Genomic DNA, 23,971 nt, shown 5'->3' on the forward strand with positions numbered 1-23,971 from the left:
CTCGAAATAACCTTACAACAGTTAAGTGTGAGCACTTCGTGTTATAGCCTTAATCTCGCAAAATAAGTGCGCTAGTAGGGAATTCGTGGTGCGAGCCAATGTTAATTGCTTGTTGATCTCGTGGGGAGCGGCGCAGGTTGGACATGGAAATTCCAGCATTGTCTAGTTTCAGCTCAGGCGTGAATCTCGATACGCTTCCAGCAAGTGAGATCGAGACAAGGCTTAGAGAATTCTTTTCCGGGCGGATCGCAAATCCGAATCCCGACGAACTGATCCAATCGGTCAAGCAGTTGGAGCAGCAGTTCGGTGATTACAGGGAATTCCAGTTTGCAAAGGCGGCGGCGCTTGTGCAGGCATGTGATTTCGCTGGAGCGCGCGGCATCCTTCTCGACCTCGTCAAGCAGCTGCCGTCCGACTCGCGGGTGTTGCATCGCCTCGCGATCGCGGATCTCAACATGGGAGCCGCCTCCGAAGCGCAGGACGTCTATCTTTCCGCGCTCGCTGCTGCCCCGAAAAGTGAAAATCTGCGGCGAGAGTTTGCCGGCCTCCTGCGCGTGATGGAGGCGAGGAAGCTCTATGCCGGGATCGATCGCAAGAAGCACGGCCTGGCAGTGGTGTGCGCCATCAAGAATGAGGGCGACGATCTGCTGGAATGGCTGCACTTCCACAAACTGGTAGGGGTCGATCACTTCTACCTTTACGACAACGGCAGCACCGATAATACGCATGCCGTCATCGAGTCCTTCCCGTGGCCCGAAATGATCACGTATCATTTCGTCGCGGGGGAATTCGGTCAGATGCGCGCATTCTCGCATGCGATCGACAGCTATCGCAATTGTTCGGAATGGTGCGCCTTCATTGATGCGGATGAGTATCTGTTTCCGACCGAGGCCGGCAACATCAAGGACGTCCTGGCGGAGGTCGGGCCGGCGCCGGCCGTGGCGGTGCAGTGGTTGAATTTCGGATCGAACGGTCACGACGCGAGGCCGGCCGGCTTGTGCATCGAGTCCTTCACGCGTCGCGCTCCGGACGACTTCCCGGATCATTTCATCATGAAGTCAATCCTGAGGCCCGACACCATCGTGGCCTACCTGCATCCCCACCAATCCCTGATTTTGGGTTGCTACGTCCAGGAAGACGGCACGCCTGTGTTTCCGATCGGCGGGCGCATTACCGCTCCCAAGCGGAACAAGCTCGTGATCAACCACTACTACACGAAGTCACGGCAGCAATTGCTGAAGAAGCGCGAGCGCGGCAGGCCGTTGGCCGATGGCGATCCTGAAAAGATCCGCGCGATGGAGTTCTTCACCTTGCGGGATCGCAATGACGTTGAAGACGCAACGATTCAACGATTTCTTCCTGAGCTGAAGAAACTGATCCCGGGCTGAGTCTGGGGAACAGCGATGTTCCTCGCTGGGGGAAGGCGATCGCCCAGGCTTCCCTTCGGCGACCGTGCAAGCGCCTGGCCTCGTGGCTCGAGACGCGCCGCAAGCGGCGCTCCTCGCCATGAGGGTCTACAGCTCTGCCACAAAAACAACACCTCATCTCCGCGCAAAGGTTTGCCTTTGTCGCTGGAGGTGCCTGCCATGGGCGGCGTCGCGAAGGATGGCCGCAAAGACGCGGCGCACCGGATTTTCCAAATACGTTAGCCCCGCTCGCCTGGTAGAGGGCGGCAGGCGAGGGCCCCGATAAATCGTGGGTGCTTGAAGCGATCCCTGATCGCAGCGGTCGGCTACAGGGGCTCCAGCCGGTATTTCTGCAGCAGCGCTTGCGCGGCGTCGACGTCGATCCTCGGCGGCCTCTGGAAGATCGACATGTTGTTGGCACGCGCGATTTCCCGGGCGACCGTTCGCACCGGATGGTAGTGGGGGCGGTTCTCGAAGTCATGAATTGCGATGAAAGCGCCCGGTGCGGCGTGAAGCACGCACTGCACGAAGCAGGCCACGCGAAACCGGCCATCGATGAAATACAGGTCGGCAGTCTTGCTTTCCGGACGCTCCCAGACGAGTTCGTGATAGTCGGGCCACGAGCTCTCTCGCTCCCGGTCCGCCGGATGACCCCATTCGCGCAGCTTGCCGATATCGACGTGCAGCAGCAGCGGTTTGGTGCTTGCGCCTTTTGTGGCGTCGCCGACGTTGGAGAGCCATTCCTCGGAGGAATCAATGGAGATGACCCACTCCTTCCTGGTTTGGCAGGCTAGCCAGGTGCTTCCTCCCGAGCCAAATTCCAGATAGCGCGTCGAGAGATCCACGAAACTCTTGAACAGTGTCAGTTCCTGACCGTCCATTGCGACATTCATGGCGAATCCTGTCGTTGCTTGATTGCTCTGGTGGGTGGCGCCCACCATTGGCGGAAGGCGGATGCGGCTCGTCAAACGGCGATGAGATTGAATCGTCATCGCGCTTCCCGGCTTCCTGCTTGGACAACGTCCCTCCGCAAGACCGCCTCTGGCATTTCGAGCAAGCGCCCGATGTTCACATCCCTGAACCCGGGCGCTCGCGAGAGATCGGCAATTACTGGTTCAGCCCGACGCGCTCGACCTTGTAGCCGCGCTCGAGGATCGCGCGCCACCATGGCTGCTCGTCGACGTACCAGCGCACGGTCTTGGCGATGCCGGTTTCGAAATTTTCCTCGGCGCGCCAACCGAGCTCGGTTTCGAGCTTGGTGGCGTCGATGGCGTAGCGGCGGTCATGGCCAGGCCGGTCTTTGACGAAATTGATCAGTTGACGCCGCGGGCCTGCCGCAGCCGGCGCGACCTCGTCGAGCAGGTCGCAGATGCTCTCGACCACGTGCAGATTGGTGCGCTCGTTGCGGCCGCCGACATTGTAGGTCTCGCCGACCTCGCCGCGCTCCAGCACCAGCGTCAGCGCCTTGGCGTGGTCCTCGACGAACAGCCAGTCGCGGATGTTCTGGCCGTCGCCATAGACCGGCAGCGGTTCGCCGGCGAGCCCCTTGATGATCATGTGCGGGATCAGCTTCTCCGGGAAGTGATAGGGGCCGTAATTGTTGGAGCAGTTGGTCACCAGGGTCGGCAGGTCGTAGGTCTCGCGCCAGGCGCGCACCAGATGATCTGATGATGCCTTGCTGGCGGAATAGGGCGAGTTCGGCGCATAGGCCGTGGTTTCGGTGAACAGGCCTTCGTCGCCGAGCGAACCGAATACCTCGTCGGTCGAGATATGCAGGAAGCGGAACTGGTCGCGCTTCTCCGGCGAGAGCGTGCGCCAGTGGCGCAGCGTCTCCTGCAGGATCGTGAAAGTGCCGACGATGTTGGTCTGGATGAATTCCCCGGGGCCGTCGATCGAGCGGTCGACATGGCTTTCCGCGGCAAGGTTCATCACCGCGTCGGGCTGATATTTCTCAAACAGCCGGCGCAGGTTCTGCGCCTCGCAGATGCAGGCCTTTTCGAAGCTGTAGTTCAGGCTTTCGGTGGCGCGGGGCAGCGAAGCCAGGTTTGCCGCATAGGTCAGCTTGTCGATGTTGACGACGCGGGCGTGGGTGTCTCGCAGCAAGTGACGGACCACGGCGGAGCCGATGAAACCCGCTCCGCCGGTGACGAAAATCGTCGATCCCTTAAACCGCATGTTTCAATACCTCGGCAGTGCGGGGTTGGCCCTGGAAGGAGCGATAGACCGACAGCAGATACTCGCCGTAGCTGCTCTTGGCGGTCTTCTGTGCCACCTTCGCGAAGGCTTCGAGCGAGATGTAGCCCTGGCGCAGCGCGATTTCCTCGGGGCAGGCGATGCGCAAGCCCTGGCGCTGCTCCAGGATCTGGACGAAGTGGCTCGCCTCGACTAGCGAGGAATGGGTGCCGGTGTCGAGCCAGGCAAAACCGCGGCCGAGCACCTCGACATAGAGGTCGCCGCGCTCGAGATAGGCCTTGTTGACGTCGGTGATCTCGATCTCGCCGCGCGGCGACGGCTTGATGCCGGCGGCGATGTCGACCACGTCATTGTCGTAGAAGTAGAGGCCGGTGACGGCGACGTTGGACTTCGGCCGCTTCGGCTTCTCCTCGATCGACAGCGCCCGGTTGGTGCTGTCCAGTTCCACCACGCCATACTGCTCCGGCGCGTTCACGACGTAGCCGAACACGGTGGCGCCCTTCTTGCGGACCGAGGCGGCCGACAGCATGCTCGGCAGGCCGTGGCCGTAGAAAATGTTATCTCCTAACACAAGAGCGACGGAGTCATCGCCGATGAAGTCGCGCCCGACGATGAAGGCGTCGGCGAGACCCCGCGGGGTCTCCTGCGTGGCGTAGGAGAACCTGATGCCGATCTCGTGGCCATCGCCGAGCAGGCGCTGGAACAACGGCTTGTCTTGCGGCGTCGAAATGATCAAAATGTCGCGAATTCCGCCCAGCATCAGCGTCGACAGCGGATAGTAGATCATCGGCTTGTCGAACACCGGCAGCAGCTGTTTGGAAACGACGGTAGTCACGGGGTAGAGGCGCGAGCCGGTTCCACCGGCGAGGATAATGCCCTTCATGGTCCCTCACAGTTTGATTATCAAAACATAACATATAGCGTGCGCCGCACAAGTTTGTTATGAGAGCGAATTAACATTTCGGGCCTGCGCAGATCGGAACCCTTGTTAAATGAACGTCATCAAGACCGAGCTTCCTGAAGTCCTGATCGTCGAGCCGAAGCTGTTCGGCGACCAGCGCGGCTTCTTCCTCGAGACCTACCAGTTCCCCCGTTATGTCGAGCACGGCATCACGCGGCCCTTCGTGCAGGACAACATGTCCCGCTCGGCCTATGGCGTGCTGCGCGGGCTGCATCTGCAAAACCCCGTCACCCAGGGCAAGCTCGTCTCCGTGCTGCGCGGCAAGGTGCTGGACGTTGCCGTCGACGTGCGCGTCGGCAGCCCGAATTTCGGCAAGCATGTCGCGGTCGAATTGAGCGAGGAGAACCGCCGGCAATTGTGGGTGCCGCGCGGCTTTGCCCATGGCTTCGTGGTGCTCTCGGAAACCGCCGACTTCTTCTACAAGTGCGACGATTTCTACAGCCCCAAGGACGAGCTCTCGATCCGGTGGAACGATCCCGCGATCGGGATCAAATGGGGCGTCGACAAGCCGCAGCTGTCGGCCAAGGATGCCGACGCGCCGCTGTTGGCCGACGCCAGCAATCTTCCGACCTATGGACAAATCTGATGCGGATCTTGTTGACGGGAACACGCGGCCAGGTTGGCAGTGCGCTCAAGCCGCTGCTGGAAGGCCACGGCATGATCATCGCGCCGCCGACCGCGGAGTTCGATCTGTCGAAGCCGGAGAAGCTGGCGGGCCAGCTTGAGAGCTTGAAGCCCGATCTCATCATCAATCCGGCGGCCTATACCGCGGTCGACCGCGCCGAGGACGAGCGCGAGCTGGCGTTCCTGGTCAACGCGAAGGGACCCGAAGCGATCGCCGAATGGGCTGCGGCGAACCGCGTGCCGCTGGTGCATTTCTCCACGGACTACGTCTTCAATGGTTCGGGCGACAGGCCGTGGCGCGAGGATAGTCCGACCGAGCCGCTGTCGGTCTACGGCGCGAGCAAGCTTGCCGGCGATGTTGCGATCCAGGCGGCGGGCGGCGCGCATCTGATCGCGCGCACCTCATGGGTCTATGCCGCAACGGGCACCAATTTCCTGCGCACCATCGCGCGGCTCGCCGGCGAGCGTAAGGAGTTGCGGATCGTGGCCGACCAGATCGGTGCGCCGACGACGGCACGGGCGATCGCCGGAGCGGTTGCCGGCATCGTGGTGCCGAACCTCACCACGTTGCACGATCAGCTCGTGCGCCGCGGTGGTGTCGTCAATCTCGTTTGTGCCGGCGAAACCAGCTGGCATGGTTTTGCGCGTGCCATCGTCGACGGCCTGAGGTCGCGTGGCGTCGCGCTGGCTGTCGAGAACGTCGTTCCGATTGCCACGGCCGATTTCCCGACCAAGGCGGTGCGCCCGGGCAATTCGCGGCTGGATCTGTCGCGGTTGAAGGCGCAGTTTGGCGTGACGATGCCGACCTGGCAGGAAGCGCTCGCACCCGAACTCGATGCATTTGTCCAGCTCGGCGCGCCGGCTCACGCCTAGCGCGCTTTCGACGACGTGGACACAGGTTGGCGAGAGAAAAGCGCGTCAACCAAAAAACTGAAGCCTCGGTTCTGAGTGCATCAGAACCGAGGCTTCGGGATTGAATCGACCCGCGGTGATCGCAGGCCAGGCCGCTCAGCGCGGCCGGCCGATGCTGTCGTAGGTGAAGCCGTGCGCAGCCATCTCGTCCGGACGGTAGATGTTGCGCAGGTCGACGACGACCGGATGCTTCATCTCCTGCTTGATGCGGTTGAGATCGAGGGCGCGGAACTGGCGCCACTCGGTCACGATCACCAGCGCATCGGCCTGGCGCGCGCATTCATAGGCGTCCTTGCAGTACTCGATTTCAGGCAATTCCTTGCGCGCCTGCTCCATGCCGACGGGATCGTAGGCCTTCACCTTGGCGCCGAAGTCGATCAGGCCGTTGATGAGCGGGATCGAGGGCGCCTCGCGCATGTCGTCGGTATCGGGCTTGAAGGTCAGGCCAAGCACGCCGATCGTCTTGCCGCGCAGCTCGCCGCCAAGCACGTTGGCGACCTTGCGCGCCATCGCGCGCTTGCGGTTATCGTTCGCAGTCAGCGTGGCCTCGACGATTTTTAGCTGCACGTCGTGGTCGAGCGCCGTCTTGAACAGCGCGCGGGTGTCCTTCGGGAAGCAGGAGCCGCCATAGCCCGCGCCGGCGTGCAGGAACTTGGTTCCGATCCGGTTGTCGAGCCCGATGCCGCGCGCGACCTCCTGCACGTTCGCCCCAACCCTTTCGGAGAGGTCGGCGATCTCGTTGATGAAGGTGATCTTGGTGGCAAGGAAGGCATTTGCGGCATATTTGATCAATTCCGCCGTGCGCCGTGCGGTATAGAGGATCGGCGCCTGGTTCAGGTAGAGCGGACGATAGACATCGCCCATCACCTTCTTGGCGCGCTCGTCCTCGGTGCCGACAACGATCCGGTCCGGATGGCGGAAATCCTGGATAGCCGCGCCTTCGCGCAGGAATTCGGGGTTCGACGCCACGGCGAAATCGGCGCTGGGATTGGTCTCGCGGATCAGGCGTTCGACCTCGTCGCCGGTGCCCACGGGCACGGTCGACTTCGTCACCACCACGGTGAATTTCTTGAGCGCCGTGCCGATCTCGCGGGCGGCCGCATAGACGTAGCTCAAATCCGCATGGCCATCGCCACGCCGCGACGGAGTTCCGACCGCGATGAACACGGCATCGGCTTCCCCGACGGCTCCCGCGAGCTCGGTCGTGAAGGTCAGTCGCCCGGCGCCGGTGTTGGTCTTGACGAGCTGATCGAGGTCAGTTTCGTAGATCGGGATCTTGCCGCGCTTCAGGGCTTCGATCTTGTCGGCGTCCTTGTCGACACAAACGACCTGATGGCCGAAGTCGGCAAAACACGCTCCTGACACGAGACCTACATATCCCGTTCCAACCATTGCAATCTTCATGAATCCGCTCGTCGATCAGTGTGTGGAGAGGAGGAGTTAGCACTAGCACAATTGGCACCGATAACGCCAAGTTTTATAACGTATAGTTTGTGTTGAAGGTCGGCGGCTTTTTGTGCAAACGGTGATTGCCTGAGTGCAGTTGAGTGCTCGCTAGTCACCCAAGGCGCGCCATGGACGTCATTCTCAGTTTGCAATCGATTGACAACCGAGCCGCCGTTTGAGGGGTGACATGAGGATGAAGACGATCAGCAAGCACAAGCCCTCAGGAACTGAATACGCGTCGTTGCAAACGCAATTCTCCAGATACGATCGCACCACGTTTTCTGGGTTTGTTTATGACCGCACCGATCTCGGCCGACGCTACACCGTCGAACTGCTCGTCGACGGCGAGCCATACATGTCATCATTGTGTGACGAGTTTGTAACAGAGCTGGCCGACGCCGGGATCGGCGATGGCCGATTTGGCTTTACCTTCCACGTGCACGATCAGGTCGGCTCGAACGCGAGGATCGTTGAAGCCAGGCTGGCAAATATCGGAAGTTCCGTCGGTGCTCCGATTCGTTGCGATGTCGCCGCACCGGAGGCGCAGTGGCACCGGATCGGCGATATCAAATGGGCCGGAGGTTTGCGCTTCGAAGGCTGGCTTGCTCAAGACGTCGACGAAGACATTGAAATCCTGATCGCGCAACGGCCGGTGATGACCGTGAGGCCGATCGGGTGGACCAACGTCGCGCGAGGAGGCGAGTTCGGGGTCGGCCGCCGGATTGATTTTCATCTGCCCGAGCATTTCGCGGATGGTCGTGTGCGTGGACTGTCGGCGCGGACAATGTCGGGGCGGAATCTGGTCTCCGAGCCGCTTGCATTTGTCGCGTTCGATCGCGGATTGGAGCAAACCCTCGCCGATCTCGGACGCTGGGACAGCGAGCGGTTGCGCGGACAGCTGTTCGACCAGCTGCTGCCGGCCTCGGTGCCATTCCACACCTATCAGGGCTGGAAGGCGCGCTTCTGGCCGGCCATTCAATCCGACGTGTCGTCCGAGGCCGCGGTCGTGCTGATCGGCGACGTCAGGGTGGACGAAAGCATCGAGAGCCTCGAAGCCCAGCGGCACGCGGCCTGGACGGCGGCGAGCCTGCCAGCCCAGGGATTCAGCCAGTTCGATCCGAGAGCTGCGCGCGAATTTGTCGACGGCGATGCGGCCAACAGCAAGTTCTTCGTGTTCTGCCTGAGCGGGACCATCCTCGCGGAAGACGCCCTGCAGCGCTTCGCCGAAGTGTTCGCTTCAGAAATCGACTGCGATCTTGTCTACGGCGACGTCGAGGTCCAGGGCGGCGCCGTCTGGCCGCTGGCGTTTTCGGCCTTCGACCTCGAACGAGCGCTCGAGCAGGCCTATGGCGCGTATTGTTTCGCGGTGCGCCGGGAACGTGCGTTGGAAGCGCTGCGATCGGCGACGTCGCTCTACGATATCTTCCTGTCCTGCGTGGAGCCTGATCGCACGTTTCATCTGCCGGGATCGGTTGCGGCATTGCCGCGGATCGATGCGTCGGCTGCGACCGCCGAACTGATCGCCGCAAGCGAAGCGCATTTCGCCAGAGCCGGCATCGAGGCGAATGTCGAGCCGCGAAAGGCTGGCCTCCTGCCGGCCGTTCGGGTCAAGCGCGCGGTCGATTGGAACGAGCGCACCACCATCATTATTCCGAACAGGAATCGCGCCGACCTTCTCAAGCGGTGCATCGAGACGGTGACGCCGGCGGTACATGAGACCAATGCCCGGATTCTTGTCGTCGATAACGGCTCGACCGAGCCTGAAACGCTGGACTATCTGGAGAGCCTGTCTGCGGAGGAGATCGACGTCATTTCGGTCGAGGGGCCGTTCAACTTCGCAGCGATCAACAACGCCGCCGTCGATTGCGTCGACACGGAGAATATCTGCTTTCTCAACAACGACGTTCAGGCGCTCGACGACGGCTGGCTGGCGGAACTGTTGTGGCGGCTGGCTGCTCCCGATGTCGGAGCTGTCGGTGCGAAGCTGCTCTGGCCGAACAGCGTCGTGCAGCATGGCGGAGTGGTGCTGGGCACCAACTTCTTCGCCGCGCACGCCTTCAATGACCGGATGGATGGCGATCCCGGCTACGGCGATCTGCTCCAGGTGGCGCACGAATGCTCGGCGGTGACCGCGGCGTGCCTGCTGATGCGCAAGCGCGATTTCGTCGCCGTCGGCGGCATGGACGCTATCCGCTTTCCGATCAATTTCAACGATATCGATTTGTGCCTGAAGCTGCGCCAGCTCGGAAAGCGGATCGTATTCACGCCCGACGCGAAACTCGTTCACCTGGAGTCGGCGAGCCGGGGCCGTGATTCCGCGCCGGATCGCAAGGCCCGCTTCAATCGCGAGCTGGCGATGCTGCGAGCGAAATGGGGAGCGGTGCTGCTCGACGATCCCTATTACAGCCCGCTGCTAGGGCTGGATTCGGCGCCGTTCTCCGCACTTGCATGGCCGCCCCGCTCATGGAAGGCGCGTGCCAATTTGCCGCCTGTTCCGACCGTCCCCCCGATCGGGATGTAGCGCGACATCCTCGACCAACCAGTCGCATACGGCAGCGATCGTCGCGTCGGCATCAAAGCCAGGCCGCAGCTTCAGGTCGGTTGTTCGGCCGCGCCCTGGTGCCGGAATCCACGCTGTTGCGGCGGCCGGCAGCCCGGTTGCCAGGAGCGCGTCGACCAGTGGATGTCCAAACGCCGGCGCGCCTATGTCGAGAACCAGTTTCGTGATGCCGTGACCCGCGATCAGTGTGGCAACGTCGGCCGTGGCGATCTCGCCGGTGACCATGACATTGGTCCGCTGCATCAGCTTGAGATCGTCGAGGGTGGTGCCCAGCACGATGATCTCGATCTCGTCGTCGGCGTCGGCCATTTGGTCGCTCAACGCGCGGATGAAGCGAAATTCCGTAGCGCTGGCGTGGAGGGCAAGCAGGCCGAGACGCGCCGGGCCGCTCGCGGCGTGAGGAGGCGCTGGCGATGCAGACGGTTCGCCGAACCTGACCACTCGCAGGTCGAGCACCGCGTCCGAAAAGTCGGCGCCGCTCTGGCCGATCGCAGTCACGCGTCGCGCCACAGCGATCAGGCTTGACCAGTCGGGATCAACACCAGCCCCAATCGCGGGGCGCGTTGCAAGCGCGGTGTCGGTGATCAGGAGGTCGTAGACGAAGCGCTGGGTGAGCTGTGCCAGGCATGCGTTGGGGATGCGGTTCGGCTCTGCGATCGTAAGCGAGCGGATGTCGAGACCGGTGAGAAACTTCAGAAAGGCCTCGCCGCCCTGATGCGTCGCGACGTCGAATGCGATCGACTGCGGTGGTCCACCGTCGGGGTCGAACGCTGCAGCCAGCTGGCGTTGTCCCTCGGAGCGGAAATGCACGATCAGGCTGCGCTCGCCCTCCGCCGCGAGCTGCCGGCATCGCCTGATGGCGATCGCGCGGCCGGCGGCGGAGCCGCACAGGATGATGTGCGGGCCGTCTGTGCGCGCTTCGTTCGCAAGCAACTTGAGCTCAAGCGCCGCGCGGCAATCGCGCAGCGGATCGGCAAGCAGGAACGCCGCGCACTCGGTCGCGTAGCGCCGGTAGCGGTGCTCGAGAACGCGAAGGTTGCGCATCACCAGCGAGCGCTTCTCGCCAAGAAATGAGCGTGAACCCTCATGTCCAACGAACACCGAGGGGATGCATACGTTTCGGAATCCGGCCTCTGCAGCACGCAGGCAGAAGTCGACGTCTTCGAGATAGCCGCGATAGAAGTCGTCGGACAACTCACGCACGGCCTCGAGGCATTCGCGGGTGATGTAGAGGCAGAACCCGATGCCGTTGGGGATGTCGATGGCGATGCCGGAATTCGCTGCGCCGGCAAATTCATCCAGCAATTCCAGTTCGGCGGGCGAGGGCAGGGGGTTCGATCTGTTTGCGACCGGAAAGCTGGTGTATTCGCCATTGTTCGATAGCGGCGTCGCGGTACCTATCCCCGGCATCGATCGCACGGCGCTTCGCAGGCGCTGCAGCGCGTGTTGCGGCACGATCGCATCCGAATTCAGCAGCACGACATCGCCCGCCGTCGTCTCGGCAAGGGCCCGGTTGACGGCTCCGACGAATCCAAGATTGTGCGCATTGGTCAGGAGCCGTATGCGGGAGTCCGCAGCCAGCTCGCCGAGCAAATGCTTGATGTCGGGTTCAGGCGATGCGTCGTCGACGACGACGATGGTCGAATCCGGCGTGCAGGCTATCGCGGTCAATGCGCTCTCGATGCAGGCGCGCGTTGCGGTCAGATCCCGATACACCGGGATGATGATGGTGAGCGGCGGTGTTTCGCCGTGCCCGGTGCGAGCGGGCCTATGCGGCGCGATCCGGCGATCCGGGGCGCGGTTGGCCGGGAGTTGGACACTTGCGATGACCCGGTCCGCCTGCGTGATCTCGAGCAGCTGCGAGGTCGTGGACGCCGGCCGCATCAGGCGGAAGCTCGCGGCGCGTCGCCCGTGGAGCGCGAATCTGTGGCGGGAATCGGCGGGAAGCGTGACGGTGCTCGATTGGCCCGCCTGCGCCAGTGAAAGATGCGGGGCGTCCGCTCCGCGCCATGTCACCCATCCCTTCACCTCCTCATCGAGGAAGTCGACGCGGGCGCAGCTGTCCTGACCGGCCTGTTCGAGGAGCAGGAGGGCGCCCCTGACCGAATCCGGATCGTCGTCGCGCCGCGCGACGCTTCGTGCGGCGTCGATCTGCTCGGCGCCGTCGCCCCATGCCATCATGCGCCGCGCGGCGACCAGATCGTCCGGCTCGAGCTCGAGCGCCCTTGCCACGCTGGCGACAGCCGCATCCAGGAGATCGAGATGAAACAGCGCTTCCGCGCGCAGCAAATGGGCGCGGGCGTCCGCATGCGGCAGAATCCGGCAGCGGCGATCGGCGAGCGCGAACGCCAGGCGGAAGTCGCGTGCTTCGAGCGCCCTGACGGCGGCGCGCTCGAGATCGATGTGGTGGAGCGTTCTGGACGTGAAGGCGATCCTGCGCGCGTCGGCGGTCAAATCTCGCCCTCATGCGCCCGCATGGTCAGCCAGCCGTCTTTGCGGCGCTCTGCCGGCTCCGGAACACGCGCACCCGTCCCTCCAGGCGCGGTATTTGATTGACGGGCTCAACGCGCCTCGGCTGCTGGGGCGCAAGCGGTGCTGCCTGCACGCGGCGCTCTTCGAGGTTGAGCTTGAGGCCGACCAGCGGTTCCCGGCCTGAAGGGCCCGACACCACGATCCGGTTCCCGGACACCCGCAGCGCCGGAGCTCCCAAGAAGATGGTCTCGGCCGAAATGGCGTAGCGATCGACGCCGAGGCCGGTGGCTTCGAGCGAGAATCCGGTGATGGCCAACGCGCGTCCCCGGGTTCCGGCAAAGGTTCCAATGGAAACGAACTGATTGTCGCCCCGCTGCGGCCTGGCGAATTTGACGGCATATTGCAGGTTGAGATCGTGCGGCATGTTCGGCCATTCGAGGCAAATTCCCTCGATCCGGGCCGGAGCCGACGGTCCGGCAATCCAGGCGTTGGCACCGACCGTCACGTCGCCCAAACCCGCAACATGTGCGAGCAGCTTGAGGTCGTCCAGCTCGCCGGCGCCGACATTGGGCTCGGGCTCGTAGGTGTCGACCGGCTGGCTGACCGGCTGCGCGACCGGCTGTCCGGCCGGCTGCCCAACCTGCTGTCCCTGGGTCAGCGGCTCGATCTTGATATTGGCGGCGGTCGACCCGCCGGCACGTCCTGCCGTGACCTCGACGATCAGCCGGCTTGGCCGGGCGACCGACACGACCAGCGCGCTCTCGGGCGCGAACAGGGTTCCATTGACCACGTCCGGCCCGGTAATGATATTACAATTGTTAAGACTGGCGCGATCTGCATATACGCGCACCACCGGAGGTGACGTCTTATCATCTGCGCCATTGTACCGGACCAGGAAGAGACCTCGTGCCAGGTCAACGGTTTTCTGCTGGATCTGTTCGTTCATCGCCGCCTGTGAACCTAACCGAATGTGTCGATATATCTCTCACACAGTGTGCCCCAAAAATTGATGTGATAGAAGGGGTCTTAATGTTAATCTGGTAAGATTGTTTCACCCGTGCAGATCGATGACACACGCCCGGTCATGGTGCCGACCCTGACCTCCATGGAAGATCGCGCGGCCGGGGGGCGCGCTCGCCCGCCGATGAACGTCCTCTTCGTCCACAATAACTTTCCAGCCCAGTATCGCCACATCGCGCGTGCGCTTGCGGATCAGCCCGGAAACAGGATCGTTGCGGTCGGTTCGTCGACTGCAGTCACTTCGCCCGACATCCGGCTGATCAAATACTCGACCACCAAGGCGGACGCCGCCGCGGTGCATCCCTTTGCCCGCCGTTTCGATACCGAAGCGCGGCGCGCGGAAGAGGTTCTGTATGCGCTGTCATCGCTGTCGGGGCAGGGCTTTGTCCCGGACCTGATCTTCGCCCATCCCGGATGGGGCGAGACGTTGCCGCTGCGCACGATGTTTCCGAGGGCGAGGATCATCCTGTATTGCGAATTCTACTATGGGGCCGAAGGCAGGGACGTCGGCTTCGATCCGGAATTTCCCATGACCGGCCTTGATGGCAATGTCGCGCTCCACCTGAAAAATGCGACCACGCTGCTGGCGCTCACCGAATGCGACGTGGGCGTTTCACCGACGCCATGGCAGCGGTCGACCTTTCCCGCCGAGTTTCGCAGCAAGATAGAGGTCATCCACGAGGGCGTGGACACCGACGAGGTGAAGCCCAATCCCGTCGCGAGGCATCAGCTTCCGAACGGCGCGACACTCTCGGCAGACGACGAAGTGATCACCTACGTCTCGCGCAATCTGGAGCCGGTGCGCGGCTTCCACGTCTTCATGCGATCGCTGCCCAGGATCATGGCCGCGCGGCCGAATGCGCAGGTCGTGATCGTCGGCGGCAGCGGCACATCCTATGGCGCGCATCCGCCCAAGGGAGCGAGCTGGAAGTCGACGTTCCTGGACGAGATCAGGTCGGACATCGACCTGCGCCGCGTGCATTTCCTCGGCCGGGTTCCCCGGGAACAGTATCTCGAGCTGCTGCAGATTTCCTCGGTGCACGTCTATCTGACCTATCCCTTCGTGCTGTCATGGTCGCTGCTGGAGGCCATGAGCGCCGGATGCGCGGTGGTGGCGTCCGACACCGCCCCGCTGCGCGACATCATCTCGGATGGCAACGGTCTCCTCGCGCCGTTTTTTGATATTGATGCGCTGTCGGATCAGGTAATCTCGGTGCTGTCACGGCCCAGGGCCTTCAAGAAGATGCGGATGAAGGCGAGGAGCTTTGTGAGAGACAATTACGACGCAAAGCGCGTCTGCTTGCCCCGGATGCTGACGCTCGTTGGATGACGGCGTCCTCCCGCGCACCCATGGGAAGAATGCCAGGAGTTTGCGATGCCGCTTGTGATCTCAGTTGCCCAGCGCAAGGGCGGGGTCGGAAAGACGACCCTTGCGGTCTTGCTGGCCGCAGAACTGGATCGGCGTACGCGCGCGGTGGGACTGGTTGACGCCGACTCCCAGGCATCGGCGTGTCACTGGGCCGAGCCCGGCAATCTGTCGTTTCCGGTCTACCAGCTCGATCCTGAAACCAGGCCGGTCGCCGAATGGGCCACGCTGATGCGCCAGGTTCCGCATCAGATCATCGTCGTGGACTCCGCACCGAACGATCGGGCGCTGGGTGCCGTGCTCGCAGTCGCCAATATCGTGCTGATGCCATGTACGCCCTCCGGCCTCGACATCGAGGCGACCGCAAGGACGCTCGACATCGTGCGGGAGGTGCGCGCCTCGCGGCGAACGGCGCTCCGCGCCATGATCGTGCCGAACCGCGTCGACCACCGCACCCTCGAAGGCCAGCAATTCATCGAGGAGCTCGATACATTCGAGGAAGCGATCGGGCCGACGATCGGAAGCCGCTCGGCCTATGTTCGCGCCTTCGCGTTGGGGCAATCGGTTGCCGATTTCGCCGGCGGTACGCCCGCGGATATCGAGATCAAGACGCTTGCCGATCTCGTCATGAGCTGGAGCGGGATCGCGCCGCGACAGCGCGTGACGATTTAACAAAGCGCGCCGGCCGCTTCACGCGTGGCTAACCATGCCGGCGTGGGAACAAAAAATTCTGCAGCGCTATCGGCGCCTTCATCCGGCGGCCGTCTTGGCAGAAATCGCGGAATTAGGCCGCAAAAGCCCATATCGTTCGGGTTTGTTGAAGTCGCAGATCGGCGCGCGCGCCATATCGGTAAGCCGAAATGCCCGCCATCGGGAGGAACCCTTGCTTGGTTAATGCATTGCTCGCGCAGAGCTGAGCATTTGAGGCAAATGCCGCCGCGCGCTTGAGGCTAGGCTCAAGACATTTCCCGTACATGCTTCCCGTCACGGTGGGGAGTGAAGAATGTACAACGTCAAGAGAGTGGTGGCCCTGGTTCTGGCCATCGTTGCGCTTGGGACAAGCGCACGGGACACGCAGGCCGGCATGATCGGCTTTCCGTTGCCGCTGCGCGGCGTGATCGAGAAGATCCGCTTCAGCGAGCCGACGCTGGCGCCGATGGCCTACACGATGTTCTGCATGCGCTATTCCGATGAATGCAAGCAGAAGCCGCGCGCCCGCATGGTGTTCCGCGGTGGTGCGATGCGCTTGACCAAGCAGCGCATTGCCGACCTGATCGAGGTCAATGCTTCGGTCAATCGCCAGATCACTCCGCAGCGCAATGAACGCGGCCTTGCCGGCGAGGAATGGCTGATCAATCCGGCGCGCGGCGATTGCAACGATTACGCCGTCAGCAAGCGCCATGAGCTCTTGGCGCGCGGCTGGCCGATGCGCAATCTGCTGCTGAGCGAGGTGGTGACCTCCTGGGGCGAGCATCATCTGGTGCTGGTGGTCCGCGCCAAGGGCGGCGACATCGTGCTCGACAATTTGAACGCGCAGATCCGCAACTGGTCGCAGGCGCATTACCGCTGGGTCAGGATGCAGACCCCGGCGAACCCTGATCACTGGGCCGCCGTCGCGCAGCTCGGCGCCTGAGCTTTTCAAGTTTGCCCCATCGATCGAAAAGTGGCGCGGCGAGACATTTCGCCGCGCCACGTTTCACATCAGGGACGATGCAGATCGCCAGAGACTTGCCGCCGCGTTCCCGGAACGATTGGCGGCGTGACCGGTTGATGTCGATCCAACCCGTCGAGGCATCGACATGAAGCTGGCCTGTCTTGTCACAACTGCGGCGCTGGTCGCAGCCTTCGGCGCTCCGGTGCTTGCGCAGGGCACCGGGCAGACCACGCAAGGCGCGGCAACCCGCTATTCGATCGATGGACCGGGCGGCGGCGTTTCGACATCGCGGCCGCAGGCCACCCAGCCGGTGCCGCCGGCAACACCGGTTTACCCCTATGGGAGGCCGTCGCGACACGCGCCGCCGGTCGGGCAACGGACCAACGTCCCGCTCGGGTCGCGTTAACCGTCACGTCGGCGGTAAATCCGTTCGGTCTTAACGCTAATCCCATCGTCGTTTTGCCGCGTCAGACGGAATGTCGTACCCATGCAGTCGCTGCGTCTGTTGAGATGCAGGATTGGTCCGCGCAGGGACGACATTTTCAATGGCGAGCAGGGGTTCGATACTCATCACGGGCGGCGCGGGATACATTGGGTCCCACTGCGCCAAGGCTGTTGCCGAGGCGGGATTTGTCCCCGTGGTCTACGACAACCTGTCCACCGGCCACCGCAATTTCGTGCGATGGGGACCGCTGGTGATCGGCGACGTTGCCGATCACGACAGGATCGCCGCCACCATCCGCGAGCACGATGCGCTCGCCGTGATGCATTTCGCCGCGTTCAGCGCCGTCGGCGAGTCCGTCGCGGATCCGCAGAAGTACTATACCAACAATGTGACAGGGACGCTCGGCCTGCTGCGCGGCATGCGCGAGGCGGGCTGCGACTGCTTGGTGTTCTCCAGCACCGGTGCCGTCTACGGCAACGCCGGACGCGATCCGATTCCCGAGAGCGCCGCAGGTCCGACCGTCAATCCCTACGGCCGGTCCAAATTCATGATCGAGCAGATGCTGGCCGACTATCGCGCGGCCTATCAGTTCAAATCGGTCTGCCTGCGCTATTTCAACGCCTGCGGCGCCGATGCCTCCGCCACCATCGGCGAGCTCCGCGATCCCGAGACGCATTTGATTCCGCGCGCGCTGATGGCGCTGCTCGGGCATGTGCCTGATTTCGCGATCTTCGGCGAAGACTATGAAACGCCTGACGGCACCGCGGTGCGCGACTACATCCATGTCGACGACCTCGCTGCCGCCCATATCGCGGCGCTCGAGCTGCTGTTGAACGGCGGCGCCGGCGGCGTGTTCAATCTCGGCACCGGCACCGGCTATTCGGTGCGCGAGGTGCTCGACGCGATCCGCGCCGAGACCGATGAAGCCGTTCCGAGCGTGGTGCGCGAGCGTCGGGCCGGCGATCCGCCGATCCTGGTGGCAGATCCCTCCAAGTCTGAAAGCGGCCTCGGCTTCAAGGCGAAGCGGTCCGATCTCGGCTACATCATTCGCTCGGCCTGGGCGTGGCACCAGAAGGCTCATCCGCGCCGGCGATAAACCCGCGGCCGCGAGACCTCAATCCAGCGTGATGTAGTGCTGCTCCGCCAGCCGGGCGAGGAACGGCATATCGACGAAGCTTGCCACCAGGAAGACGGCGACCAGCGCCAGCACGATCAGCATCAGGCCGCGCTCGCCATAGAGCTTCTCGGGCTTCTGCGCCGATGATCCCGGCGATGTCGACATCGAAAAATAGGTGGTGAACAGCATCACCACCAGCGGCATCGCGAGAATGTATTCGATGCGGTACTTCACCAGGAACACCGAGAGGAAGAACACCGAGAACAGCGAGTAGCTGAGGCAGGAGGCGGTCAGCGACACCTCGCTATAGTCTGCAAAGCTCGCGCGGTAACGCGCCAGCAGCTCCCTGCCGTGCGATGCGGCGATCTCGCGGTATTCGGACAGCCGCTTGGCGGCCATCAGGAAGGCGCCTCCGAACCAGTAGCACAGGATCACGGAGCCCGGCGGCAGCGACGTCGGGTCGATCATGGCCCAGCCGATCAACAGCCGCAGCGGATTGTTGACGGACTCCGAGATGACGTCGAAATAGGCCTTGTCCTTGCTGCGCAGCGGCGGGACATTGTAGACGATGCCCTGCAGGGCGAAGATGCCGGTTGCCAGCAGCATCAGCCGGCCGCTCGCAGCTGCGCAGACCAGGCCAAGCGCGACCAGCACCAGCCATTCGATTCCGATGATCTTGCCGTCCATCGCGCTCTGCACCGCGGAGCGCTGCGACTTGGTCGGGTGATGCCGGTCGAAGTCGCGGTCGAACCATTCGTTGATGACGTAGTGGCCGACGCGATGCAGACCGCGGCCACAAGGCCAAGGACGATTGAGGCGGCAACATGATCGCCTCGTACGCCGCGCAGCAGGCAGGCGAGGATGATCCCGGGAACGATGAAGATGTGCTTGGTGCTGTGATCGAGCCGCAGGATGGTGAGGTACTGCCGGATGCCCGCGGCAGGCGGCTTGCCGGTTTCGAGCTTGCTGTCCATCAGCGCCATCGCGCGATCCTTTCCAGTTGTCCTCGATCTCGGCGATCGCCTAGTTGAGGAGGTAGACATCGAAGCTTTCGTCGGTCCTGGCGGGGCCGAAGCGGCGGATCATCGTGGTCGCTTCGCGGAAATCGTGGATCTGCGCGGCCGAAGCGCGGAATGTCCGCCAGTCCTTGCCCTCGTCGTAGGTCCGGTCGGGCGTGATCTCGTCGAGCCGATAGGCCAGCAGGATGATGACGGGCGCGCCGGTTGTGTCGCGGAGCTCGCGCGCCAGGCGCAGGGTCTCGCCGAGATCGCTGTCCATCCTGCCCTTGCGCGAGAAGATCACGACGCTTCCGAACTTGTGGTCGCGCGCGAGATAGAGCCGGTTCTTGACGTAGTAGGGCAGCGCCTCGACCAGATATTCCGGTTCGCTCAGGATGACCGCGTTGGCGAGATCCGCGCGTGAGGCGATCAGGCGGCCGAGATCGGCGCTGCGGCTTGCGACGACGCCGGTCGCCGCGTTGCGCAGGTCGTTCACGCCTGCGGTGCTCTGGATCGCGAGCACCAGCAGCAGCGACACGCGTCCGATCGCGGGCAAGAGCCCGTCGAGCCAAGTTCGAGAGGTCGACGCCGCGGCAACCTGGCGCCAGCTGATCCAGTAGAGCGCGATCAGGAAGCACAGCCAGACCGCGGCGTGGCGGTAAGCGCCGTTGGCAGCGACGGCGAAGAACAGCGACGTCAGCAGGAGCGCGGCGATGGCGGCAAGAAAAGCCGGACGTCGCGGCAGGAGGGCGAGCGTTGCGGCAAACAGCAGGACCGATCCCACGATCCCCGGCAGCAGATTGGCAAACAGCGCCCCCAGTGACGTCGCGCCGGGGTTCACCAGGGACAGCATGGCAGCCGTCAGCGGTGACGAGTGCGACCAGTCGCGGGCCGCCGCGTCATTATAGGTCGGCAGCATCGTCACCGCGCAGATCACGACGCCGATCGTCGCGATGATGGCATTGATCGCGAAATTGGTCAGTTGCGGCGACCAGCGCCGACCATGGGCCTCGAGCAGGTCGAGCAGCCAGAACAGCAGGAACGCGCCGGCCATGATCGCGCCGACGACATTGGTGTTGGCGAGCAGGAACAAGAGTGCGCCGAGCAGGACGCCACGGTCGCGGTGGGCCGGATAGCAGGCCGCGATCGCAAACAGGAACAGGGCCGAGATGCCGTAATTCCTCGCCATCACGACATATTCGAACAGCAGCGCATGGCCGGTGATCAGGAGCAGGACCAGCGGCCGCGGGAACGGCGACCGGAAGATCAGCAGCGCGACCGTGACGAGCCCGGCCACGAAGGCGACGCCTGACAGCACCTCGACGCGGCCGAACACGGCATGCGCACCGCGCAGCAGCAGGTACCAAAGGGCAGGGTGGCCTTCGCCGTGCAGCCCTCTCAGCATGGCGATCAGATCGTCGCCGTCCAGCGCAATGGTGAGCGCGCGGACTTCATCGCGCCACATCACGTGACGGGCGATCTGGAAGCCCACCAGCGCCATCCACCCCGCAAGCAGCAGGATGTCGCGCCAGGATCGGCGGTCCCGCTTCGGCGCGAACAACCAGTCGTCCAGGATCTGCCAGGGACGGATCAATGAACCACGCTGCGGTTCGGTACGATAGGGTTGGAGCACGGCGTCATCCGCGAGCTGCGTCATTTGTGTTAACGATAAAAGCCACCTAGAATACATTAACGTTATGATCAAACCAGACTAACATTTATGACGTCGACGCCGGCCCAGAGGACGGTCAGGGACATCAGCCCTGCGCACCCCGAGGTGGAGTTCGCGCTGGTGCTGGCGCGAACCATCGACTCCGTGAGTTCAGATCCGCAGCAGTTGCGCAGCGCGGTCTACGAGCTCGCGCGGCAGAAGCTGCAGCAGCTCGCGCATGAGGATCCGAACGAAAAGCACCGCCTGCTGCAGGCGCTGGAAGCGGCGATCGAAGGCGTCGAAGCGCACACCCGGAACCATCCGGTCGAGAAATTCCCGGTGCCGCCGGCGCGGGCGCTTCCGGCATTTCTGGAGGCGGCGGGCGCTGCGCGGAGGATCGAGGGGCCTCCCTCGATTGATGCCGAGGACGCATTCATCACAACGCTCGATCGCGCCGAGCCGGTCGAGCTGTTGCGCCGTCCGAAATGGTCGTCGTCGGCGCCGCTGCGTTATGTGGCCATGCTGGGCTTCTTTGGACTGATCGCGGCCGTTGTCCTGCTGCAGCAACGCGGTGTGTCCTTGGGAGCTGCGCGCGCGATGATTGCGGGCGAGCCCACGCCGGCGCCGGTTGAAACCCAAAAGCCGGCCGTCATCGCGGCGGTGCCTGCACCGGCCGTTGCCGCCGCGCCGCCGGCGCCGAAACGGCCGTTGCCGACCGCTTACGGCGTTTACGCTGAGAGCGGTGGCAGGCTGTACGAACTGCAATTGATCCAGGGGCGCGCGCCGGATCCGCGCGTGGCGATTTCGGCTGCGATCACCAGGCCAAGCGAGACCGCATTGCCCGACGGCCATCTTCGCTTCATCGTGTTCCGGCGCGAAGGCAGTAGCGGCGCCTCCGACCCGATCGATGTGCGCCTGATCGCGCGCGTGACCCAGCAGACCACGTTCGATGCGACCGGCAAGCCGGTGGTCTCGCCGGGTGACGACAGCTGGGTGATCCGCAACATCTCGATCCCGTTCCGCGCCGCGCCGCTGAGCGAGGATCCGCAGATGTTCGAGGTCCAGCCGCGCGACGACGCGCCGCTGTCGCCGGGACGCTACGCGCTGATCCTGAAGGCGCAGGCCTACGATTTCACCGTCGAGGGCGCGGTGACCGACAAGCGGCATTGCCTGCAGCGGCTGGCGGCCGCAAACGGCGTGTTCTATTCGGAATGTGAGAAACCGTGAGCGGCGCTTGGCTCCGGTTCAGTGCCGTGCTGGCGCTGCTGATGGCGTCGAGTGCCGCCGTCGCAGCACCCGATGCCGAGACGGCGAAACGGTGCTTGCGCGCAGCCTACATGGTCTACCCGTACAAGCGGCCGGGCGCCGCGCCGATGAATGGCGACCGGCTGCACTTCTTTCAGCAATGCGTGGCGCAGGGCGGCAGCAAGTCGGCGGAAGTCCCGAAAACCGATTGAGCCGGAATGAAGCCCCGCGCAGCCGCAAGCGCGGCGAAGGGGCAGCGCACCGGCGGCTCAGCTCGCGGGATGTTCCGCGCGCGATCTCAACCTGCCGAACTGGCTGCGCAGCACAAGCAGCACCAGACGACCGGCGCCGATGCCGGCGAGACCTCCCGCCACCTTGACGACCGCATCAAGCAGCCGGCCGTGCCGGTCCGGCGTCAGCAATTGCATCGCCTCGAGCGTGAAGGCGCTGAAGACGACAAAGAGCACGATCAGCGCGGTGCGCCGCGGATAACCCAGCACGAAGGCCAGTGCCATCACCGCATACGCCGCGAAACGCTCGGCCTGCGGATGGGCAAACGAGGGCCGGTCCTGGATTGAGGACAGTGTGACGAATGCGATGAAGGCCAGCGCGAGCCAGCCGACAACCACTGCGAACGTCCTGATCTTTGAAACAAGCAATGATCTTTTCCGATCCCTGTGCCCCTGCCGCACCGTCGCTGGATTAGCGCATCGCAGGGGTCGGCGACATGGAAATGGCCGCCGAAGGTTAACTGCCCGCTGTCTGTGCAAATGGTCACAGCGCTGACGGCAGTGGTTCGGCGACGAAGGGACGGCCGGCCACACGTTCAAGTCATGGGTATTATAATACATACAATTGAAACCCGAACGCGCTTCGTCCGCATCTTATTGATGGAACCCGTAAGGCTTGCGCGCGTCCTGGGGATGGTGCACCTGACGAAATATTTAGGTTCGTCTGGCTGTTCCATTCATAGGCCGTTCACGGCGGGAAGCCTCATTTGATGCCGGATATCGCAATGCTCACTCTCGGAGGCCAATGTGCGTCTGCTCGTCGTTGAGGATGACCCGGATCTGAACCGCCAGCTCACCACCGCGCTGACGGATGCCGGCTATGTGGTCGATCGCGCTTTCGACGGCGAGGAGGGGCATTTCCTCGGCGACAGCGAGCCCTATGACGCGGTCGTGCTGGATATCGGCCTGCCGAAGATGGACGGTATCTCGGTGCTTGAGGCTTGGCGGCGGAACAAGCGGGTGATGCCGGTGCTGATTCTGACCGCACGCGACCGCTGGAGCGACAAGGTTCAGGGCTTCGATGCCGGCGCCGACGATTACGTCGCCAAGCCTTTCCATCTCGAGGAGGTGCTGGCGCGGATTCGCGCCCTGCTGCGCCGGGCGACCGGGCATGCCCAGGTCGAGCTGGTCTGCGGGCCGGTGGCGCTCAATACCCGCACCAAGCGGGTCACCGTCAACGGCAACCCGATCAAGCTGACGTCGCACGAGTACAATCTGCTCGACTATCTGATGCACCACACCGGGCGAGTGGTCTCGCGCACCGAGCTGGTCGAGCATCTCTACGACCAGGACTTCGACCGCGACTCCAACACCATCGAGGTGTTCGTCGGCCGCATCCGCAAGAAGCTGGAAGTCGATATCATCCAGACCGTGCGCGGCCTCGGCTACATGCTGTCGCCGCCGATCTAAGGCATGATTCGGAAAAGTGTGAAGCGGTTTATCATGCTTAAACAAGAAGCTAAGGCGCGATCACGATCTGATCTGATCGCGCTCTAGCGCGTTTTCGAGCGAAGCCTGTCCCGCACTTGATGCGGGATGGATACCGGTTCGCTCGCGTGAAGAAAACGCGACCAACCAAAGGGATAAGAGCATATCCTGTTCAATCGGATC

22 protein-coding genes are annotated in these 23,971 nt (G+C 63.3%); 12 read left to right on the forward strand and 10 right to left on the reverse strand.

Features of this window, described 5'->3' with window-relative positions; translation table 11 throughout:
* Positions 1 to 143: 143 nt before the first annotated feature.
* Positions 144 to 1,388 (forward strand): glycosyltransferase family 92 protein, encoded by a 1,245-nt coding sequence (locus WDM24_RS13825; protein WP_338698666.1) that lies wholly within the window; start codon positions 144 to 146, stop codon positions 1,386 to 1,388.
* Between the two features lie 344 nt (positions 1,389 to 1,732).
* Here the strand turns inward: WDM24_RS13825 and WDM24_RS13830 are convergent, their stop codons facing one another.
* The 3 genes from WDM24_RS13830 to rfbA form a co-directional block, all read right to left on the reverse strand.
* Positions 1,733 to 2,398 (reverse strand): hypothetical protein, encoded by a 666-nt coding sequence (locus tag WDM24_RS13830; protein ID WP_338831622.1) that lies wholly within the window; start codon positions 2,396 to 2,398, stop codon positions 1,733 to 1,735.
* A 115-nt stretch (positions 2,399 to 2,513) separates the two neighbouring features.
* Entirely contained in the window at positions 2,514 to 3,581 is a 1,068-nt protein-coding gene (rfbB, locus tag WDM24_RS13835; RefSeq protein ID WP_166293795.1) for a dTDP-glucose 4,6-dehydratase, read from the reverse strand.
* A complete protein-coding gene (rfbA, locus tag WDM24_RS13840; protein ID WP_029082372.1) occupies positions 3,571 to 4,482 on the reverse strand; it encodes a glucose-1-phosphate thymidylyltransferase RfbA in 912 nt (303 codons plus the stop codon). Before rfbA ends, rfbB begins: the two co-directional genes overlap by 11 nt.
* Before the next feature lie 109 nt (positions 4,483 to 4,591).
* Here rfbA and rfbC point away from each other — a divergent pair, with 109 nt between their 5' ends.
* Together rfbC and rfbD are read left to right on the forward strand one after the other, a co-directional pair.
* Positions 4,592 to 5,146 (forward strand): dTDP-4-dehydrorhamnose 3,5-epimerase, encoded by a 555-nt coding sequence (rfbC, locus tag WDM24_RS13845; protein ID WP_166293797.1) that lies wholly within the window; start codon positions 4,592 to 4,594, stop codon positions 5,144 to 5,146.
* Positions 5,146 to 6,057 carry a dTDP-4-dehydrorhamnose reductase gene (rfbD, locus tag WDM24_RS13850; protein WP_338831623.1) on the forward strand — a complete coding sequence of 304 codons (912 nt, stop codon included), beginning with the start codon at positions 5,146 to 5,148 and terminating at the stop codon, positions 6,055 to 6,057. The genes rfbC and rfbD overlap by 1 nt, the downstream gene beginning before the upstream one ends.
* Before the next feature lie 135 nt (positions 6,058 to 6,192).
* Here rfbD and WDM24_RS13855 read toward each other — a convergent pair whose 3' ends face one another.
* Together WDM24_RS13855 and WDM24_RS13860 are read right to left on the reverse strand one after the other, a co-directional pair.
* On the reverse strand, positions 6,193 to 7,500 hold the full coding sequence (locus tag WDM24_RS13855) for a UDP-glucose/GDP-mannose dehydrogenase family protein (RefSeq protein ID WP_338831624.1): 1,308 nt from the start codon (positions 7,498 to 7,500) through the stop codon (positions 6,193 to 6,195).
* 403 nt (positions 7,501 to 7,903) lie between these two features.
* Complete coding sequence (locus WDM24_RS13860; RefSeq protein ID WP_338831625.1) at positions 7,904 to 8,275, reverse strand: hypothetical protein; 372 nt, start codon at positions 8,273 to 8,275, stop codon at positions 7,904 to 7,906.
* 51 nt (positions 8,276 to 8,326) lie between these two features.
* Between WDM24_RS13860 and WDM24_RS13865 the strand changes: the two genes are divergently transcribed.
* Complete coding sequence (locus WDM24_RS13865) at positions 8,327 to 10,063, forward strand: glycosyltransferase family 2 protein (protein WP_338831626.1); 1,737 nt, start codon at positions 8,327 to 8,329, stop codon at positions 10,061 to 10,063.
* Here the strand turns inward: WDM24_RS13865 and WDM24_RS13870 are convergent.
* Both WDM24_RS13870 and WDM24_RS13875 read right to left on the reverse strand, forming a co-directional pair.
* Positions 10,004 to 12,556 (reverse strand): glycosyltransferase, encoded by a 2,553-nt coding sequence (locus tag WDM24_RS13870; protein ID WP_338831627.1) that lies wholly within the window; start codon positions 12,554 to 12,556, stop codon positions 10,004 to 10,006. The genes WDM24_RS13865 and WDM24_RS13870 overlap by 60 nt on opposite strands.
* Positions 12,557 to 12,581: 25 nt before the next feature.
* Positions 12,582 to 13,520 (reverse strand): hypothetical protein, encoded by a 939-nt coding sequence (locus WDM24_RS13875; protein ID WP_338831628.1) that lies wholly within the window; start codon positions 13,518 to 13,520, stop codon positions 12,582 to 12,584.
* 198 nt (positions 13,521 to 13,718) lie between these two features.
* On the opposite strand from WDM24_RS13875, the gene WDM24_RS13880 reads away from it, so the two are divergent.
* The 5 genes from WDM24_RS13880 (at position 13,719) to galE (ending at position 18,155) form a co-directional block, all read left to right on the forward strand.
* On the forward strand, positions 13,719 to 14,924 hold the full coding sequence (locus tag WDM24_RS13880; RefSeq protein WP_166306493.1) for a glycosyltransferase: 1,206 nt from the start codon (positions 13,719 to 13,721) through the stop codon (positions 14,922 to 14,924).
* 45 nt (positions 14,925 to 14,969) lie between these two features.
* A complete protein-coding gene (locus tag WDM24_RS13885; RefSeq protein ID WP_029082364.1) occupies positions 14,970 to 15,632 on the forward strand; it encodes a ParA family protein in 663 nt (220 codons plus the stop codon).
* 331 nt (positions 15,633 to 15,963) lie between these two features.
* On the forward strand, positions 15,964 to 16,593 hold the full coding sequence (locus WDM24_RS13890) for a transglutaminase-like cysteine peptidase (protein WP_338698693.1): 630 nt from the start codon (positions 15,964 to 15,966) through the stop codon (positions 16,591 to 16,593).
* Between the two features lie 166 nt (positions 16,594 to 16,759).
* The gene (locus WDM24_RS13895) at positions 16,760 to 17,020 is read left to right on the forward strand and encodes a hypothetical protein (RefSeq protein WP_338831629.1); all 261 of its coding nucleotides are present in this window, start codon (positions 16,760 to 16,762) and stop codon (positions 17,018 to 17,020) included.
* Between the two features lie 139 nt (positions 17,021 to 17,159).
* The gene (gene galE, locus WDM24_RS13900) at positions 17,160 to 18,155 is read left to right on the forward strand and encodes a UDP-glucose 4-epimerase GalE (RefSeq protein WP_338831630.1); all 996 of its coding nucleotides are present in this window, start codon (positions 17,160 to 17,162) and stop codon (positions 18,153 to 18,155) included.
* An 18-nt stretch (positions 18,156 to 18,173) separates the two neighbouring features.
* Here galE and WDM24_RS13905 read toward each other — a convergent pair whose 3' ends face one another.
* Positions 18,174 to 19,196, reverse strand: coding sequence for a UbiA family prenyltransferase (locus WDM24_RS13905; protein ID WP_338832386.1), 1,023 nt, complete (start codon positions 19,194 to 19,196; stop codon positions 18,174 to 18,176).
* A 3-nt stretch (positions 19,197 to 19,199) separates the two neighbouring features.
* Complete coding sequence (locus WDM24_RS13910) at positions 19,200 to 20,807, reverse strand: hypothetical protein (protein WP_338831631.1); 1,608 nt, start codon at positions 20,805 to 20,807, stop codon at positions 19,200 to 19,202.
* 87 nt (positions 20,808 to 20,894) lie between these two features.
* Here WDM24_RS13910 and WDM24_RS13915 point away from each other — a divergent pair, with 87 nt between their 5' ends.
* Both WDM24_RS13915 and WDM24_RS13920 read left to right on the forward strand, forming a co-directional pair.
* Positions 20,895 to 22,052, forward strand: coding sequence for a hypothetical protein (locus WDM24_RS13915; protein WP_338831633.1), 1,158 nt, complete (start codon positions 20,895 to 20,897; stop codon positions 22,050 to 22,052).
* Positions 22,049 to 22,282, forward strand: a complete 234-nt coding sequence (locus tag WDM24_RS13920; protein WP_338831634.1) for a hypothetical protein — start codon at positions 22,049 to 22,051, stop codon at positions 22,280 to 22,282. The genes WDM24_RS13915 and WDM24_RS13920 overlap by 4 nt, the downstream gene beginning before the upstream one ends.
* A gap of 57 nt (positions 22,283 to 22,339) precedes the next feature.
* On the opposite strand, the gene WDM24_RS13925 is transcribed toward WDM24_RS13920, so the two are convergent.
* Positions 22,340 to 22,729, reverse strand: coding sequence for a hypothetical protein (locus WDM24_RS13925; RefSeq protein ID WP_063618959.1), 390 nt, complete (start codon positions 22,727 to 22,729; stop codon positions 22,340 to 22,342).
* A gap of 378 nt (positions 22,730 to 23,107) precedes the next feature.
* Here WDM24_RS13925 and WDM24_RS13930 point away from each other — a divergent pair, with 378 nt between their 5' ends.
* A complete protein-coding gene (locus WDM24_RS13930) occupies positions 23,108 to 23,770 on the forward strand; it encodes a response regulator transcription factor (RefSeq protein WP_029082355.1) in 663 nt (220 codons plus the stop codon).
* The last annotated feature ends 201 nt before the right edge of the window (positions 23,771 to 23,971 follow it).

Source organism: Bradyrhizobium sp. 27S5, from assembly GCF_037217225.1.
GTDB classification, from domain to species: domain Bacteria; phylum Pseudomonadota; class Alphaproteobacteria; order Rhizobiales; family Xanthobacteraceae; genus Bradyrhizobium; species Bradyrhizobium septentrionale.